This is a genomic window from Polaromonas sp. P1_F6 (genome assembly GCF_056405695.1).
The window spans coordinates 283,567-297,915 of sequence record NZ_JBFUBQ010000002.1 but is presented as its reverse complement, the minus strand read 5'-3'; the positions used below and the strand labels follow the sequence as shown (position 1 = coordinate 297,915).

The window sequence follows — 14,349 nt, the reverse complement described above, 5'->3', positions numbered from 1 at the left end:
GCCAGCCCCTGTCTCATAGGAAAGGGGCAGCGAACGCCGAAGGCACGTAGCGGCGGAGCGTGGGGGCCATCTCACCGATAATCATGGGTTATGTCCGAAACCCAAGCTTCCACTGAAATCGAAAAACAGGTCAAGCGCCGCCGCACGTTTGCCATCATCTCCCACCCCGACGCGGGTAAAACCACGCTGACCGAAAAGCTGTTGCTGTTCTCGGGTGCAATCCAGATCGCCGGCAGCGTCAAAGCCCGCAAGGCTGCGCGCCACGCCACCTCCGACTGGATGGAGATCGAAAAGCAGCGCGGCATCTCGGTCGCGAGCTCGGTCATGCAGATGGAATACCGCGACTGCGTCATCAACCTGCTCGACACACCGGGCCACCAGGACTTCTCCGAAGACACCTACCGTGTGTTGACCGCCGTGGACGCCGCGCTGATGGTGATCGACGCGGCCAACGGCGTTGAGCCGCAAACCCGCCGCCTGCTGCAGGTCTGCCGCGCGCGCAACACGCCCATCCTGACCTTCGTCAACAAGATGGACCGGGAGGTGCAGGATCCGATGAGCGTGATGGACGAGATCGAGCGCGAACTCGGCATGACGGTCATTCCCTTCACCTGGCCGGTCGGCATGGGCAAACTTTTCCATGGTGTCTACGACAGGCGCGAAGACCGCATGCGCGTCTTCAGCCCCGGCGAAGAAAAAGCCGGCGGCGACGATGAAATCCTGGCCGGCCTGGACAACGCCGAAGCCGCCAAGCGTTTTGGCGCCGAATACGCACAGGCACAAGGTGAAATCGAGCTGGTGGCCGGTGCCACGCCTGAATTCAACCGCGCCGAATTCCTTGCCGGCAAACAGACGCCCATGTTCTTCGGCTCGGCCATCAACAACTTCGGGGTGCAGGAAGTGCTGGACGCGCTGGTCGACCTGGCACCCGCACCCGCGGAGCGCGAAGCCATCCAGCGCGTGGTGCACCCCGAAGAGAAAAAATTCTCCGGCGTGGTCTTCAAGATCCAGGCCAACATGGACCCGGCCCACCGCGACCGCATCGCGTTTTTGCGCGTGGCCAGCGGCGAATTCACCCGAGGCATGCGCCTGAAGGTGGTGCGCAGCGGCAAAGAGCTGCGGCCCAACACCGTGGTGAGCTTCATGAGCCAGCGCCGCGAGCTGCTCGACACCGCCTTCGCCGGCGACATCATCGGTATTCCCAACCATGGCGTGCTGCAGCTGGGCGACACGCTGACCGAAGGCGAAGCGCTGCAGTTCACCGGCCTGCCCTTCTTTGCGCCTGAAATGTTCCGCGCTGTCGAGGTAGCCGACCCGCTGCGCAGCAAGCAGCTGCGTGCCGGCCTCACGCAGCTGGGTGAAGAAGGCGCGATCCAGGTGTTCCGCCCGATTGCCGGCTCATTGCTGCTGCTGGGCGCTGTCGGCCAGCTGCAGTTTGAAGTGGTGGCTCACCGCCTCGAGCACGAATACGGCGTCAAGGCCCGCATCATGGGCAGCAACTTCAACCTGGCCCGCTGGGTGACGTCCGAGGACCCGAACGAGCTCAAGAAATTCATGGACGCCAACGCCCACCGCGTGGCGCTGGATGCGGTCGATGCGCCCACCTTGCTGGTGGATCACAGCGCCACCCTGCGTGCCGTGGAGCAGCAGTGGCCCAAGATCAAGTTCCATGCACTGCGCGAGCACGCCGGGCTGGTTTTCCAGTCGAAAATGTAAGGACTTTTGGCCTGCAGGCCAATCAGGACATGCGCAAGCAGCTATAAAATCTATAGCACCTTGCGCGCGTATCCTGAAGCCCCGGCCTATTGGGCCTTGAGGAAATCGCCCACTTCCAGCAAGATCAGTTCGTTGTCGTCCGCCTTGTTGGGTTCGCGGCTGCTGGAGAACGGCAGGTTGTTGTCGTTGCCCACCACGATGTGTGTGGCATCCACCACGTCCACGTTTTCAATCGTGAAGAACGGGAAGGTCAGCACGCCGTTGTTCAGGGGCTTGCGCGCCAGCTTCGCCGGGTCGGCAATGGCCATCAAATCGATGTAGCCGATCTTGCGCAACGCACCGCCGGGATTGGCGTCGCTCAGCTCCACCTTGTAGACACGCTTGAACTTCGCAATGTCGTGGAAGCAGTCGGTGCGCTTCTGACCTTCCGGGCAAGCCTTGTCGGCCGTGCCTTCGCCGTTGTCGCGCTCAATGATCAACCCGGTCGTGCCGTCGATCATGTTGAAGTCGCCGATCGCGTGGCTGTTGCTCTCCAGCATGTATTTCCAGTGGCGGCCCGTCCAGGATTCGCTCTTCACGTCAAACTCCAGCACGCGCAGGTAGTCCTTGCCGCCCACGTTTTCATTGCCTTTGATGGCGGCGTCATACAGCGCGCCCTCGAGCAGCGCATACAGCTTGCTGCCGTCTTTCGAAGCTGCCATGCCTTCAAAACCCTTGGAGCGGCGAACCTGGAAATCCACCGCGCCGCCCGGCACGCCGGGAGTTGTCACGGCCGGATGGTCGGGCGAACGCACGGCCTTGCCGTCAACCAGCGTGTCAAACACCGCCAGCACTTTGCCCTTCATGTCGGCCTTGATCAGGAAAGGGCCGAACTCGTCGCCAATCCACAAGGCGCCACCGGCGAACTGGAAGCTTTCGGTGTCAAAGTCGCTGCCCGTGAGGTAGCGCTGCTTCGTGCCTTCATGGACGATGCGAAACGGCACTTTTTTGTCGGGATCGTGCAGGAAAATCGTTTCCAGCCGCTTCATGGCACCAGCCTTGAAATCAACCTTGTAGCGGTTCAGGTACAGCATGGCATCCGGCGAATTGGCTTTGGAGCCAAAGCCGTTGTCGGTCAGGATCCAGAAGCTGCCATCGGGCATTTTTTTGATGCCTGAATGGCCCTGCAAGGGCTGGCCCTTGAAAGGCACACCCACACCCGTAGGCCTGCCGGCAGACAGGCCTTCCACCGTGCCCAGCGCTTCCGTGCGCTTGCCATTGGTGAACTTGCCGCTGACCTGCAGGTCCTGCGGCGCATCTTTGGGCGCGGCAATAAATGATTGGGCAGGTACCACCACATGGCCGGCCAGTGTGGCCGGAAAGGCGGTCTGGGCTTGCAGCGGCGCAGCCAGCGCAACGGCTGCCAGCGCAGGAAAGATGGCTTTGAAGACAGATTTGAATGCGGGGCGCCGGTTGGCGGCAAAACGGGAAGAAGGCATGGGCAATCCACTGTTGATGAAAAGCGGATGGTGGCCAACGCATGTGACGCGCTGATTACACACAGCGCCCCCGCGTCCGCATCGGGTGTTTGCACGGCAGGGCTACGGCCTTCCGGGCAGGCCGTTTTTTGCAATAAGCTATACAGATGTATCGAACGGCAAGCCTGCGTGGTTTTTTCCTGATGTTGCTCTGCGCATTCTTCGGCGCAGCCCATGCACAGGTCTTTGACCGCCTGTACGAAGACAGTCCCACAATCACACTGGCCCAGCCGCTGCAATGGGTCGCGGTGCCCAAGGATTCCATCGAGTCACCTGATGCCTTGACGGCTGGCGATGCCGCAACCGGGCCGTGGAACTTTCAGCCCTATACAGACGACTCCATCCTTCCCACCTCGAACACGCAAGACGTCTGGGCCAGTTTTTCACTGCCGGCCACCGAAGCCCTGCAGACCTGGTACATCCGGATGCCGGGCCAGGCGATCTTCAAGGCGAGCCTTTTTTCGCGCAACCCGCAAGGCGGCTGGCTGGTCCAGTCCGCGGGCGAAGCGATTGCTCCGGCCGCATGGGCCTTGCGTACACGCGTGCCGAGTTTTGAACTGCAAACGCGCGGCGACGGCATGCAGACCTACTACCTGCGCTTTGAGCACCGCAGGGCCATCACGGCGCGGCCCATGCTGCTGTCGCCCATTGAGTACATCGACGGCGCGTCCCGGGTTGGCGTGGTGATCGGATTGATGTGGGGAATGTTCAGCCTGCTGGCCTTTCTGTGCCTGGCCGCGTTCGTCATGGCGCATAACAAGGTATTTTTGTGGTTCGGCGCCGTCGTGGTCACGCTCATGTTCACGCAGCTGGTGCTGATCGGCTATGGCGGCTGGCGCATCTGGCCGCACAGCGCACACCTGAACCAGGTCATGGGCTGGGTGCTGTCCTCGGTGAGCATGGCCGCCGGTGCCTGGTTTTGCACCCAGGCCAGTTATGCCAAGAGCGGCTACCCGCGCATACACCGCCTGCTGCTTATCGTGGCGGCGGGTAGCCTGTTCATGGCCTGCCTGATGGCTGCCAGCCAGAACCTCGTGCCGCGAGATCTTCGCAACCTGTGGCTGGCGTTTTCCACCCTGGCCATCATGGGAAGCCTCTTGTGGATGTCGTTGCGGGGACAGACCTGGAACCTCCTCATCCTGCTGGGCGCCGCGCCCATCGGGTTGGCCGCGCTGGCCCGGCTTTCCTACAACGCGGGCTGGGTCTGGAATGTTGAAGCGGCACAGGCAGCCGGTGTCCTGTCGGCGATGATCGGTCTGCTCTGGGTTTTCCTCGTGCTGGCATGGCGCAGCCGGGCCGCACTGTTTGCCAACCACCGCAGCGCCGCACTGGCGACATACGACCCGGCCAGCGGGCTGATGCTGCCGCGGATCATCGACGACAGGCTGCCGCCCATGCTGCTTCGCGCGCGGCGGCAGAAGTCGGCATTCGGCGTATTGATGTTGCGCTGGCTCGACCAGGCCCCGAGCCATGACGCGGCAAGCGACCAGAAGCGCGGTGCCGCACTTTCCCGCATCGGCGAAATCCTGCGCGGGGCAGCACGCGACGTGGACACCGTGGTTCGCCATGGCGAAAACGACTTCATGATGCTGATCGAAGGCCCGGTCAACCGCACCACCCTGTCGGAAGTTTCAACCAAGATCCTGGCCGACTGCATACGCGCCTCTGAAAAGCTGGGCGAGGCCAATGCCTTTAACCTGCACGTCGCCCTCTGGCATGACACGCCCACCGCCCAGACAAGCGCTCAGGAAGTCGTTGAAAGGCTCAAATCCCGCCTGCACCAGATGGCCTCCGGAACAAAGCGCTATGTGCAGTTTGTCGACTCACCGAGCGATACAGTAAGTGCCGCGGGAGAAGACGTGAGCCGTCGGGAAGACCTGCTGGCCAAGATCAACGAAATTGAAATTTCACACCCGGCCCTGGCCAGCGAACAGGCTTCAGCCCCGGGCCGCTGACACCCTGGTGGCAGATTCAGGCGCCCTGGCCACAGGCAAAGGCAGCGCCGTCTTGTACCTGACCTGCTTGAGCGCAAAGCTCGAGCGTATTTTCTCGATGCCCGGAATCGGTGACAGTTGCTCCAGGATGAACTTCTCCAGCGCACCGATATCGGCCACAGCCACACGAATCAGGTAGTCGCTGTCGCCCGACATCAAATAGCACTCCATCACGTCGTCATGCTCGGCGATGCGCCGTTCAAAGTCGGCCAGCGACTCCTTGCTTTGCGTGCGCAGACTGATGGAGATGAACACATTCAGGCCCAAACCCAGCGCCGCCGCGTTGGCAATGGCCACATAGCGGTCAATCACGCCGCCGGCCTCCAGCGCCTTGACGCGGGCCAGGCACGGCGAAGGGCTCAGGTGCACGCGGCGCGCCAGCTCCACGTTGGTCAACGAGCCATCCCGCTGCAACTCATCCAGAATCTTCAAATCAAGGTTATCAAGCTGCATCATCTTCAAAATTGATTATTTGCAGCATTTTATGCTTTTAAATGGTGTCGTTCCCCGATATTGAAGCAACACCTTCCGGATGAATCTGCGTAAAGTGATCAGTGCCATGAACGATTCCACACCCCACCATTTACTGATGCAGGCCGCTTCTTACACCGATCCTTCCGCTGACCCTGACCCGCAGGAAACCGCCGAATGGCGCGAGGCGTTTGAAGCCCTTGCCCTTACGCAGGGCCCGGCCCGCGCACGCGAAATGCTGCATGAGCTGAGCCGCGTCGCGCGCAAGCAGCGCATCGGCTGGCGGCCCGAACTGGCCACGCCTTACGTCAACACCGTTGGCGTAGACGAGCAGCCCGTGTTCCCCGGCGACCTGGCGATGGAAGAGCGCCTGGCCTCGCTGATGCGCTGGAATGCGCTGGCGATGGTCGTGCGCGCCAACCAGGCCGAGACCGGCGGCTCGGCCGAACTCGGCGGCCACATCGCGAGTTACGCCAGCGCAGCCGACCTGTTTGAAACCGGCTTCAACCATTTCTTTCGCGCACGCGAAGGCATCGGCCAAATTGACGGTGTTAACCAGCACCGCGGCGACCTGGTGTTCTTCCAGCCGCACAGCGCACCGGGCGTTTATGCGCGCGCTTACCTTGAAGGCCGCCTGGATGAGAAAGACCTGGGCTTTTACCGCCAGGAGTTGACCGCCCCCAGCCAGGGCGCGCAAGGCCTGTGCAGCTACCCGCACCCTTATTTGATGCCGGACTTCTGGCAGTTCCCCACGGGCTCCATGGGCATAGGCCCCATCAGCTCGATCTACCACGCGCGCTTCATGCGTTACCTCACGCACCGCCGTCTGCTCGATTGCACGGGCCRCAAAGTCTGGGGCGTGTTCGGCGACGGCGAGATGGACGAGCCCGAATCGATGAGCGCGCTGACGCTGGCCGCGCGCGAAGGGCTGGACAACATGGTCTGGGTCGTCAACTGCAACCTGCAACGGCTCGACGGCCCGGTGCGCGGCAACGGCCGCATCATCGACGAGCTCGAAAAGCTCTTTGCCGGCGCCGGGTGGAACGTCATCAAGCTGGTCTGGGGCAGCGACTGGGACGGCCTCTTTGCGCGCGACCTGACGGACGCATTGGCCAAAACTTTTGCGCAGACGGTGGACGGCCAGATGCAGACCTTTGCCGCCAAAGACGGGCGCTTTAACCGCGACAACTTCTTCGGCCAGAACGCCGAACTCACACGCCTGGCCCAAGGCATGACGGACGAGCAGATCGACCGCCTCAAACGCGGCGGCCACGACCTGGTGAAGATTCACGCCGCTTACGCCGCGGCGGCCAGCCATCAGGGGCAGCCCACGGTGATCCTGGCGCACACCAAAAAAGGCTACGGCATGGGAAGCGCCGGCCAGGGCAAGATGACCACGCATTCGCAGAAAAAATTCGACGGCGAAGAGCTGATCGAATTTCGCAACCGCTTCAATTTGCCACTATCTGACGAGCAAGCCAAAAACCTGGCCTTCTACAAGCCCGCGGCAGACAGTGCCGAGATGCAGTACATGCACGCCAAACGCGCAGCACTGGGCGGCTATTTGCCGCGGCGTGAAACGGCGGCCGACATCGTGAACATCCCAGCCCTGCCCACTTACGCGCAGTTCGCGCTGGCCGCCGACGGCAAGGAGATGAGCACCACCATGGCCTTTGTGCGCATGCTGGGCGGCTTGCTGAAAGACGCGGCGCTGGGCCCGAAGATCGTGCCCATCGTGGCCGACGAGGCGCGCACCTTCGGCATGGCCAACCTGTTCAAGCAGGTGGGCATTTACTCCAGCGTGGGCCAGCGTTATGCGCCGGAAGACATCGGCTCGGTGCTGAGTTACCGCGAGGCGCTCGACGGCCAGATCCTGGAAGAAGGTATCAGCGAAGCCGGCGCCATGGCCAGCTGGACCGCCGCTGCCACCAGCTACAGCGTGCACGGCCTGGCGATGCTGCCCTTTTATATCTATTACTCGATGTTCGGCTTTCAGCGCGTGGGCGACCAGATCTGGGCCGCCGCCGACCAGCGCGCCCGCGGCTTCCTGCTGGGCGCAACTTCGGGCCGCACCACGCTGGGCGGCGAAGGCCTGCAGCACCAGGACGGCACCAGCCACCTGATCGCCGCGACCATTCCCAACTGCAAGGCCTATGACCCGGCTTTCGCGGGCGAGCTGGCCGTGATCCTGGACCACGGCATGCAGGAGATGATGGTCGAACAAAAAGACGTCTTCTACTACGTCACGCTGATGAACGAGAACTATGCCCAGCCTGATCTGCAAGCCGGTTCCGAGGCAGACATCATTCGCGGATGCTATCAATTCAATAGCTGGTCGCGCACATCCTTATTGCCCCATAGCCCTGAAACATCTTCAAAAAAGGCTCAAAAAGTCGTTTTATTGGGCTCGGGAGCGATCCTGACCGAGGTGATCAAGGCTGCGCAGCAGCTGGCCACGCAGGGTATTGAGGCCACGGTCTTCAGCGTGACCAGCTGGAGTGAGCTGGCGCGTGATGGTGCAGCTTGCCAGCAAGAGGCGATCAATGACGGCGCTGTGACTGCGCCCTTCATCGCACAGCAGTTACAAGGCAGCACCGGCCCCATCGTGGCCGCCACCGACTATGTGCGTGCTGTACCGGAAAGCATTCGCGCCTTTGTGCCCGAAGGCAGGCGCTACCTGACCCTGGGCACCGACGGCTTTGGCCGCAGCGACACACGCGCCGCGCTGCGTGAATTTTTCAGCGTCGACGCGCAAAGCATCGTCAAAGCAGCGCTGCACATGCTCAGCCAAAAGTAGGCGCAAACACACCAAGGCTCGTGCGCGATTTGACCGCGCACGAGCCCTGGCACGAAGCAGCGCCAGCCTATTTGGGTAGCAGCACCTTGTCGACCACGTGGATCACGCCGTTGGATTGATACACGTCAGCAATGGTGACGGTCGCAACGCCGCCCTTCTCGTCGGTCACCGTGACCTTGCCGCCGGCCGCCTTGGCCACCAGCGTGCCACCGGCCACCGTCTTGATCGAGGCCATGCCCTTGCCGTCGGCAATCATCTTGCTGATGGCTGCAGCATCCCACTTGCCGGGCACGACGTGGTAGGTCAGGATGCCGGTGAGCATTCCCTTGTTCTCGGGCTTGAGCAGGGTGTCGACCGTACCGGCGGGCAACGCGGCGAAAGCCGCGTTGGTGGGCGCAAACACGGTGAACGGACCCGGGCCTTTGAGCGTATCGACCAGGCCCGCAGCCTTGACGGCGGCGACCAGCGTGGTGTGGTCTTTGGAATTGACTGCGTTGTCGATGATGTCCTTGCTGGCCAGCATGGGCGCACCGCCCACCATGACCTGGGCGAAGGAGGGAACCGCCGCGAACGACAGTGCCAGGGCCACGCCGATGGAAGCGAGTTTGTGTTTTGTCTGCATGTGGAATCCTTTGGAAGGTGTTGAATCACGAAATTGAACCTCAGCCGGAATCACGAGGATTCAAGCGGCTGTGATGAATACGGAGCGAGTGCTCCGGTGGATTCAAAACAGATGAGGGATCAACACCTTGCAGGGCGCATCACTGACAACAAAGGGTAAGCAGCGACCGCTGGCAGCGGCCGCAGATCACAGTTCAGGCGGCGCGTTCGAAGAAGGCACGCACCGCCTTCGGATAGATCAGGTGCTCCTGCGTGAGCACGCGCGCGGCCAGCGCCTCGGCCGTATCTCCCGGCAAGACCGGCACCACGGCTTGCGCCAGTGTCTCGCCATGGTCGAGCTCGGCGGTCACCTGGTGCACCGTGGCGCCTGCCACCGTGCAGCCGGCATCGATGGCGCGCTGATGCGTGTGCAGACCGGGAAAAGCCGGCAGCAGCGAAGGATGAATGTTGATGAGCCGCCCGGCATAGTGCGCAACAAATCCCGGCGTGAGGATGCGCATGAAGCCGGCCAGCACGACCAGTGCCGGCGCATGCCTGTCGATTTGCGCCATCAGCTCGGCATCAAACGCCTCGCGTGACGCATACGCGGTATGCGGGACCACGGCCGTGGCAATGCCCATGCCCCTGGCCAACTCCAGGCCGCCGGCGCTTGCCTTGTTGCTGATGACTGCGGCCACCTGCACACCCCACCGGCTGCGCCAGGCTTCTTTTTCAGCGGTGCGGGCGATAACCGCCATGTTGGAGCCGCCGCCCGAAATCAGGATAACGATGTTTTTCTGCGCAGTTGCCATAGCCCTCTAGTTTAGAACGCGGCAGATAGCAGTTCACAGGAGCCCGCCGCCCGCAACGGCACGAATGTCCCAACTGAGACATAAAATTGCGAACGACCGTGCTAAAAATAGAAAATCGACCGTAGACATACCTGCCAACCGGCCTGGAGACATTCACCATGGATTTAGCTTTCACTCCTGAAGAACAGGCCTTTCGCGAAGAGATACGCGCCTGGGTTCACACCAACCTGCCCAAGGACATCTCGCACAAGGTACACAACGCCCTGCGCCTGAGCCGTGACGACATGCAGCGCTGGGCCAAAATCCTCGGCAAGAAAGGCTGGCTGGGCCACGGCTGGCCCAAGGAATTCGGCGGCCCGGGCTGGAACGCCGTGCAAAAGCACTTGTTTGAAGAAGAGTGCGCACTGGCCGGCGCGCCGCGCGTGGTGCCCTTCGGACCGGTGATGGTGGCGCCCGTCATCATGGCATTTGGCAGCCCCGAGCAGCAAAAACGTTTCCTGCCCGGCATCGCCAGCGGCGAAGTGTGGTGGAGCCAGGGCTACAGCGAGCCGGGCTCCGGCTCGGATCTCGCATCCGTCAAATGCCGGGCCGAGCGCCAGGGCGACAAATACATCGTCAATGGCCAGAAGACCTGGACCACATTGGGCCAGTACGGCGAATGGATCTTCTGCCTGGTGCGCACCAGCACTGAAGGCAAGCCACAAACCGGCATTTCGTTTTTGCTGATCGACATGAAGTCGCCCGGCGTGACAGTGCGCCCCATCGTGCTGCTGGACGGCGAGGCCGAGGTCAATGAAGTCTGGTTCGACAACGTCGAGGTGCCGGCCAACAACCTGATCGGTGAAGAAAACAAGGGCTGGACTTACGCCAAGCACCTGCTCAGCCACGAACGCACCAACATCGCCGACGTCAACCGCGCCAAACGCGAGCTGGAACGCCTCAAACGCATCGCCAAGGCCGAAGGGGTCTACGACGACCTCCGCTTTCGCGACGAGATCGCCAAACTAGAGGTCGACGTGGTGGCGCTGGAAATGCTGGTGCTGCGTGTACTGTCGGCGGAAAAGTCGGGCAAGAACTCGCTGGACATCGCCGGCCTGCTGAAAATCCGCGGCAGCGAAATTCAGCAGCGCTACAGCGAGCTGATGATGCTGGCCGCCGGCCCCTTCAGCCTGCCCTTCATCGAAGAAGCCATGGAAGCCGGCTGGCAGGGCGACTTCCCCGGCGGCCTGCCGGGCGACGCGCCGCTGGCGTCCACTTACTTCAACATGCGCAAAACCACGATTTACGGCGGCTCCAACGAAGTGCAACGCAATATCGTCTCGCAAGTCGTTCTCGGCTAAATCTGATTCAAAGGAACACATCATGGATTTCGATTTCACAGACGACCAGGAACAGCTGCGCGACGCCGTGCGCAAATGGGTCGACAAGGGCTACGACTTTGAGCGCCGCCGCGGCATCGCCAAGGCGGGCGGTTTCTCGCGCGAGGCCTATGGACAGATCGCCGAGCTGGGCCTGACCGGTCTCTACATACCCGAAGACGACGGCGGCCTGGGCATGGGCCCCGTCGAGGGCATGGTGGTGATGGAAGAGCTCGGGCGCGGTATTGTGCTGGAGCCTCTGGCGCAGACATTGATTGCCGGCGGCGTGCTGTCGAACTACGCCCCCGAAGCTGTCAAGGCGGCATGGCTGCCGAAAATCGCCGCAGGTGAAAGCCTGGTGGTACTGGCCTACCAGGAACGCGCCGCGCGCTACGACTTCAAAAAATGCGAGGCAAATGCGGCTGCAGCCGGCGATGGATGGGCGCTAACAGCTATCAAAAGCATAGTGCCGGCCGGTGACAAGGCCGATGCCTTTATCGTCCCTGCCATGGCCAATGGCAAGCTGGCGCTGTTCCTCGTTGAGCGTGCGGCAGCCGGCGTGACAGCCACAGGCTACGGTACGCAGGACGGCGGCCGCGCTGCCGAAGTGACACTGAAAAACGCCCCCGCCACTTTGATCACCCTGGACGGCCTCACGGCCTTGGCCCACGGCATCGACATCGGCATTGCCGCCACCTGCGCCGAAGCCGTGGGCGTGATGGACAAAACATTGGCCATCACCGTCGAATACATGAACACCCGCAAGCAGTTCGGCGTGGCCATCAGCAGCTTCCAGGCGCTGCGCCACCGCGTGGCCGATATGAAGATGCAGCTGGAGCTGGCGCGCTCGATGAGTTACTACGCATCCCTCAAGCTCAACGCCCCGGCCGACGAGCGCACCCGGGCGTTGGCGCGCGCCAAGTACCAATTGGGCGTGTCGATGCGCTTTGTGGGCCAGCAGGCAGTGCAGTTGCATGGCGGCATCGGCGTGACGGACGAATACATCGTGAGCCATTACTTCAAGAAACTGACGCAGCTGGAAATGACGTTTGGCGACACGCTGCATCAACTCGGCGAAGTATCGAGCCGCATGCAGGAGACGGCTGGCGTATTTGCCTAAAAGTAGCGCTCCCCCCCGAAGCGGCCTGCGGCCGCCTCCCCCTCAAGGGGGCGCCACTGGCGGCCCGGCGAAGCCGGTTCCGCGGTGACACTGGACCTCGCACGTGACCGCGTCAGGACGCGTCAGGCGTGCAAGCGTGAGGTCTTCGGAATATGCGCCATCAAAAACTCCATCTGGTCCGCCAGGATGCGGCGGTTGCGCAGGATGAAGTCTTCCCAGAGGCTGGGGACATAAGGCGTGTAAAGCAGCGGCATGTGGGCCTGTTCGGGCGTGCGGCTGCTTTTACGGTGGTTGCAGGCGCGGCAGGCCGTCACCACGTTCATCCAGGTGTCTATGCCTTTTTGCGCAAACGGAATGATGTGCTCGCGCGTCAGGTCTTCCTCATGGAAATGCCCGCCGCAGTAGGCGCACACATTGCGGTCACGGGCAAACAGCTTGCCGTTGGTCAGGCCCGGTTTCAGGTCAAACGGGTTGATGTTGGGCACGCCCTTGGTGCCGATGATGCTGTTGACCGTGATGATGGACTGCTCGCCCGTGATGGCGTTGTGGCCGCCATGGAAGGTGACGACCCGCGCGCCCATCTCCCAGCGCACCTCGTCGGCCGCGTAATGCAACACGGCTTGTTCAAGGCTGATCCAGGATTGCGGCAATCCCTGGGCTGAGAGCTTCAAGACCTTCAAAACGAACCTCCATCATGGTGGATGACGCATGGAAACACGGCGTTCGGCTGACTGTGTATCAATATACAGTGAAATCATGACAAACAGGTTCAAATCCCCCATAAACCACTTTGAAGCCCCATTGAGACGGCCTCCAGCGCTATAAAAACGATAATTGCCCCATGAAAATTTTCCGCGGCTACCACCATCCCCAGCTGGCGGCGCAGTGCGCCCTGACCATCGGCAATTTCGATGGTGTGCACCGCGGCCACCAGGCCATGCTGGCGCTGCTGAAAAATGAGGCACAGCACCGCGGGGTCCCCAGCTGCGTCATGAGCTTCGAGCCCCATCCACGCGACTACTTTGCCGGTGTGGCCCGTAAGCCCGAGCTCGCCCCCGCGCGTATTGCCACCCTGCGCGACAAGCTCACTGAACTGGCCCGCTGCGGGATCGACCAATGCGTTGTGCTGCCCTTCAACGCAGCACTCGCATCCCAGCCGGCCGAATCGTTTATTGAAGATGTGTTGCTCAAGGGCCTGGGCGTGAAGTACGTACTGGTGGGCGACGACTTCCGCTTTGGCGCCAAACGGGTGGGCGACTACGCCATGCTGGACGCCGCCGGCGACCGCCTGGGTTTTGACGTCGCCCGCATGAACAGCTATGAAGTCAGCAACACCCGGGTGTCCAGTTCTGCGGTGCGCGAGGCGCTGGCGCAGGGCCAGATGACCCGCGTGGCCAGCCTGCTGGGCCGGCCTTACAGCATTTCGGGCCATGTGGTGCATGGCCGAAAACTGGGTCGCGACCTCGGTTTTCGCACGCTCAATCTCCGGTTTTCCCACTGGAAACCGGCAGCCAGCGGGATTTTTGCGGTGCAGGTGTTTGGCCTGGCCGACCAGCCCATTCCCGGCGTAGCCAACCTGGGGATCCGGCCCTCGCTGGACCCGGCCGACATCAACGGCGGGCGCGTGCTCCTGGAGACGCATTGCCTCGAATGGCCGGCCAGCCTGGGCCCCGAGGGGGCATACGGTAAAATCATCCGTGTGGAACTGCTTCATAAACTGCACGACGAACTGAAGTACGACAGCCTGGACAGCCTGAAAACAGGCATCGCCAAAGACTGTGACGAAGCGCGGGCGTTTTTTGCCCAGCCGCCCAAGTCGTTTCCAGCCTCCATGCACACGGAAACCAGCCGCCAGACCACGCGCGACCGAATTTAGACGATCTCGTCGCCTCTGGCCTCGCCTTTCATTTTTTGGCGACCGGCTTCTCCCCACCGTATTTCCGGCGGCCCGCTTTTTCAGGCCG

11 protein-coding genes are annotated in these 14,349 nt (G+C 62.0%); 6 read left to right on the top strand and 5 right to left on the bottom strand.

Annotated features, from left to right (window positions below):
• Positions 1-90: 90 nt before the first annotated feature.
• Complete coding sequence (locus tag AC1DY9_RS07355; protein WP_457279498.1) at positions 91-1,716, top strand: peptide chain release factor 3; 1,626 nt, start codon at positions 91-93, stop codon at positions 1,714-1,716.
• Between the two features lie 86 nt (positions 1,717-1,802).
• Here AC1DY9_RS07355 and AC1DY9_RS07350 read toward each other — a convergent pair whose 3' ends face one another.
• Positions 1,803-3,194 (bottom strand): esterase-like activity of phytase family protein, encoded by a 1,392-nt coding sequence (locus tag AC1DY9_RS07350; RefSeq protein ID WP_477666175.1) that lies wholly within the window; start codon positions 3,192-3,194, stop codon positions 1,803-1,805.
• Positions 3,195-3,340: 146 nt separating this feature from the next.
• Here AC1DY9_RS07350 and AC1DY9_RS07345 point away from each other — a divergent pair, with 146 nt between their 5' ends.
• The gene (locus AC1DY9_RS07345; RefSeq protein ID WP_477666174.1) at positions 3,341-5,188 is read left to right on the top strand and encodes a 7TM diverse intracellular signaling domain-containing protein; all 1,848 of its coding nucleotides are present in this window, start codon (positions 3,341-3,343) and stop codon (positions 5,186-5,188) included.
• On the opposite strand, the gene AC1DY9_RS07340 is transcribed toward AC1DY9_RS07345, so the two are convergent.
• Positions 5,171-5,680 (bottom strand): Lrp/AsnC family transcriptional regulator, encoded by a 510-nt coding sequence (locus AC1DY9_RS07340; protein ID WP_457279501.1) that lies wholly within the window; start codon positions 5,678-5,680, stop codon positions 5,171-5,173. The two genes, AC1DY9_RS07345 and AC1DY9_RS07340, sit on opposite strands and share 18 nt — an antisense overlap.
• Positions 5,681-5,786: 106 nt before the next feature.
• On the opposite strand from AC1DY9_RS07340, the gene mdeB reads away from it, so the two are divergent.
• Positions 5,787-8,495 carry an alpha-ketoglutarate dehydrogenase gene (mdeB, locus tag AC1DY9_RS07335; RefSeq protein ID WP_477666389.1) on the top strand — a complete coding sequence of 903 codons (2,709 nt, stop codon included), beginning with the start codon at positions 5,787-5,789 and terminating at the stop codon, positions 8,493-8,495.
• Between the two features lie 67 nt (positions 8,496-8,562).
• Here mdeB and AC1DY9_RS07330 read toward each other — a convergent pair whose 3' ends face one another.
• Complete coding sequence (locus AC1DY9_RS07330) at positions 8,563-9,117, bottom strand: fasciclin domain-containing protein (protein WP_457279503.1); 555 nt, start codon at positions 9,115-9,117, stop codon at positions 8,563-8,565.
• A 193-nt stretch (positions 9,118-9,310) separates the two neighbouring features.
• Positions 9,311-9,907, bottom strand: a complete 597-nt coding sequence (gene purN, locus AC1DY9_RS07325; protein WP_457279504.1) for a phosphoribosylglycinamide formyltransferase — start codon at positions 9,905-9,907, stop codon at positions 9,311-9,313.
• 158 nt (positions 9,908-10,065) lie between these two features.
• Here purN and AC1DY9_RS07320 point away from each other — a divergent pair, with 158 nt between their 5' ends.
• Both AC1DY9_RS07320 and AC1DY9_RS07315 read left to right on the top strand, forming a co-directional pair.
• Positions 10,066-11,247 carry an acyl-CoA dehydrogenase family protein gene (locus AC1DY9_RS07320; protein ID WP_457279505.1) on the top strand — a complete coding sequence of 394 codons (1,182 nt, stop codon included), beginning with the start codon at positions 10,066-10,068 and terminating at the stop codon, positions 11,245-11,247.
• A 22-nt stretch (positions 11,248-11,269) separates the two neighbouring features.
• Positions 11,270-12,385, top strand: a complete 1,116-nt coding sequence (locus AC1DY9_RS07315; RefSeq protein WP_477666173.1) for an acyl-CoA dehydrogenase family protein — start codon at positions 11,270-11,272, stop codon at positions 12,383-12,385.
• Between the two features lie 122 nt (positions 12,386-12,507).
• Here the strand turns inward: AC1DY9_RS07315 and AC1DY9_RS07310 are convergent, their stop codons facing one another.
• The gene (locus AC1DY9_RS07310; protein WP_092128654.1) at positions 12,508-13,065 is read right to left on the bottom strand and encodes an HNH endonuclease; all 558 of its coding nucleotides are present in this window, start codon (positions 13,063-13,065) and stop codon (positions 12,508-12,510) included.
• Positions 13,066-13,226: 161 nt separating this feature from the next.
• Between AC1DY9_RS07310 and AC1DY9_RS07305 the strand changes: the two genes are divergently transcribed.
• Positions 13,227-14,261 (top strand): bifunctional riboflavin kinase/FAD synthetase, encoded by a 1,035-nt coding sequence (locus tag AC1DY9_RS07305; protein WP_477666172.1) that lies wholly within the window; start codon positions 13,227-13,229, stop codon positions 14,259-14,261.
• Positions 14,262-14,349: the final 88 nt, after the last annotated feature.

What these genes read in the sequence shown, in the direction of transcription:
- AC1DY9_RS07320 (WP_457279505.1), top strand. Translation starts at nt 10,066, where the DNA reads ATGGATTTAGCTTTCACTCCTGAAGAACAGGCCTTTCGCGAAGAGATA.
- purN (WP_457279504.1), bottom strand. Translation starts at nt 9,907, where the DNA reads ATGGCAACTGCGCAGAAAAACATCGTTATCCTGATTTCGGGCGGCGGC.
- AC1DY9_RS07305 (WP_477666172.1), top strand. Translation starts at nt 13,227, where the DNA reads ATGAAAATTTTCCGCGGCTACCACCATCCCCAGCTGGCGGCGCAGTGC.
- AC1DY9_RS07355 (WP_457279498.1), top strand. Translation starts at nt 91, where the DNA reads ATGTCCGAAACCCAAGCTTCCACTGAAATCGAAAAACAGGTCAAGCGC.
- AC1DY9_RS07345 (WP_477666174.1), top strand. Translation starts at nt 3,341, where the DNA reads ATGTATCGAACGGCAAGCCTGCGTGGTTTTTTCCTGATGTTGCTCTGC.
- AC1DY9_RS07350 (WP_477666175.1), bottom strand. Translation starts at nt 3,194, where the DNA reads ATGCCTTCTTCCCGTTTTGCCGCCAACCGGCGCCCCGCATTCAAATCT.
- AC1DY9_RS07340 (WP_457279501.1), bottom strand. Translation starts at nt 5,680, where the DNA reads ATGCAGCTTGATAACCTTGATTTGAAGATTCTGGATGAGTTGCAGCGG.
- AC1DY9_RS07315 (WP_477666173.1), top strand. Translation starts at nt 11,270, where the DNA reads ATGGATTTCGATTTCACAGACGACCAGGAACAGCTGCGCGACGCCGTG.
- AC1DY9_RS07330 (WP_457279503.1), bottom strand. Translation starts at nt 9,117, where the DNA reads ATGCAGACAAAACACAAACTCGCTTCCATCGGCGTGGCCCTGGCACTG.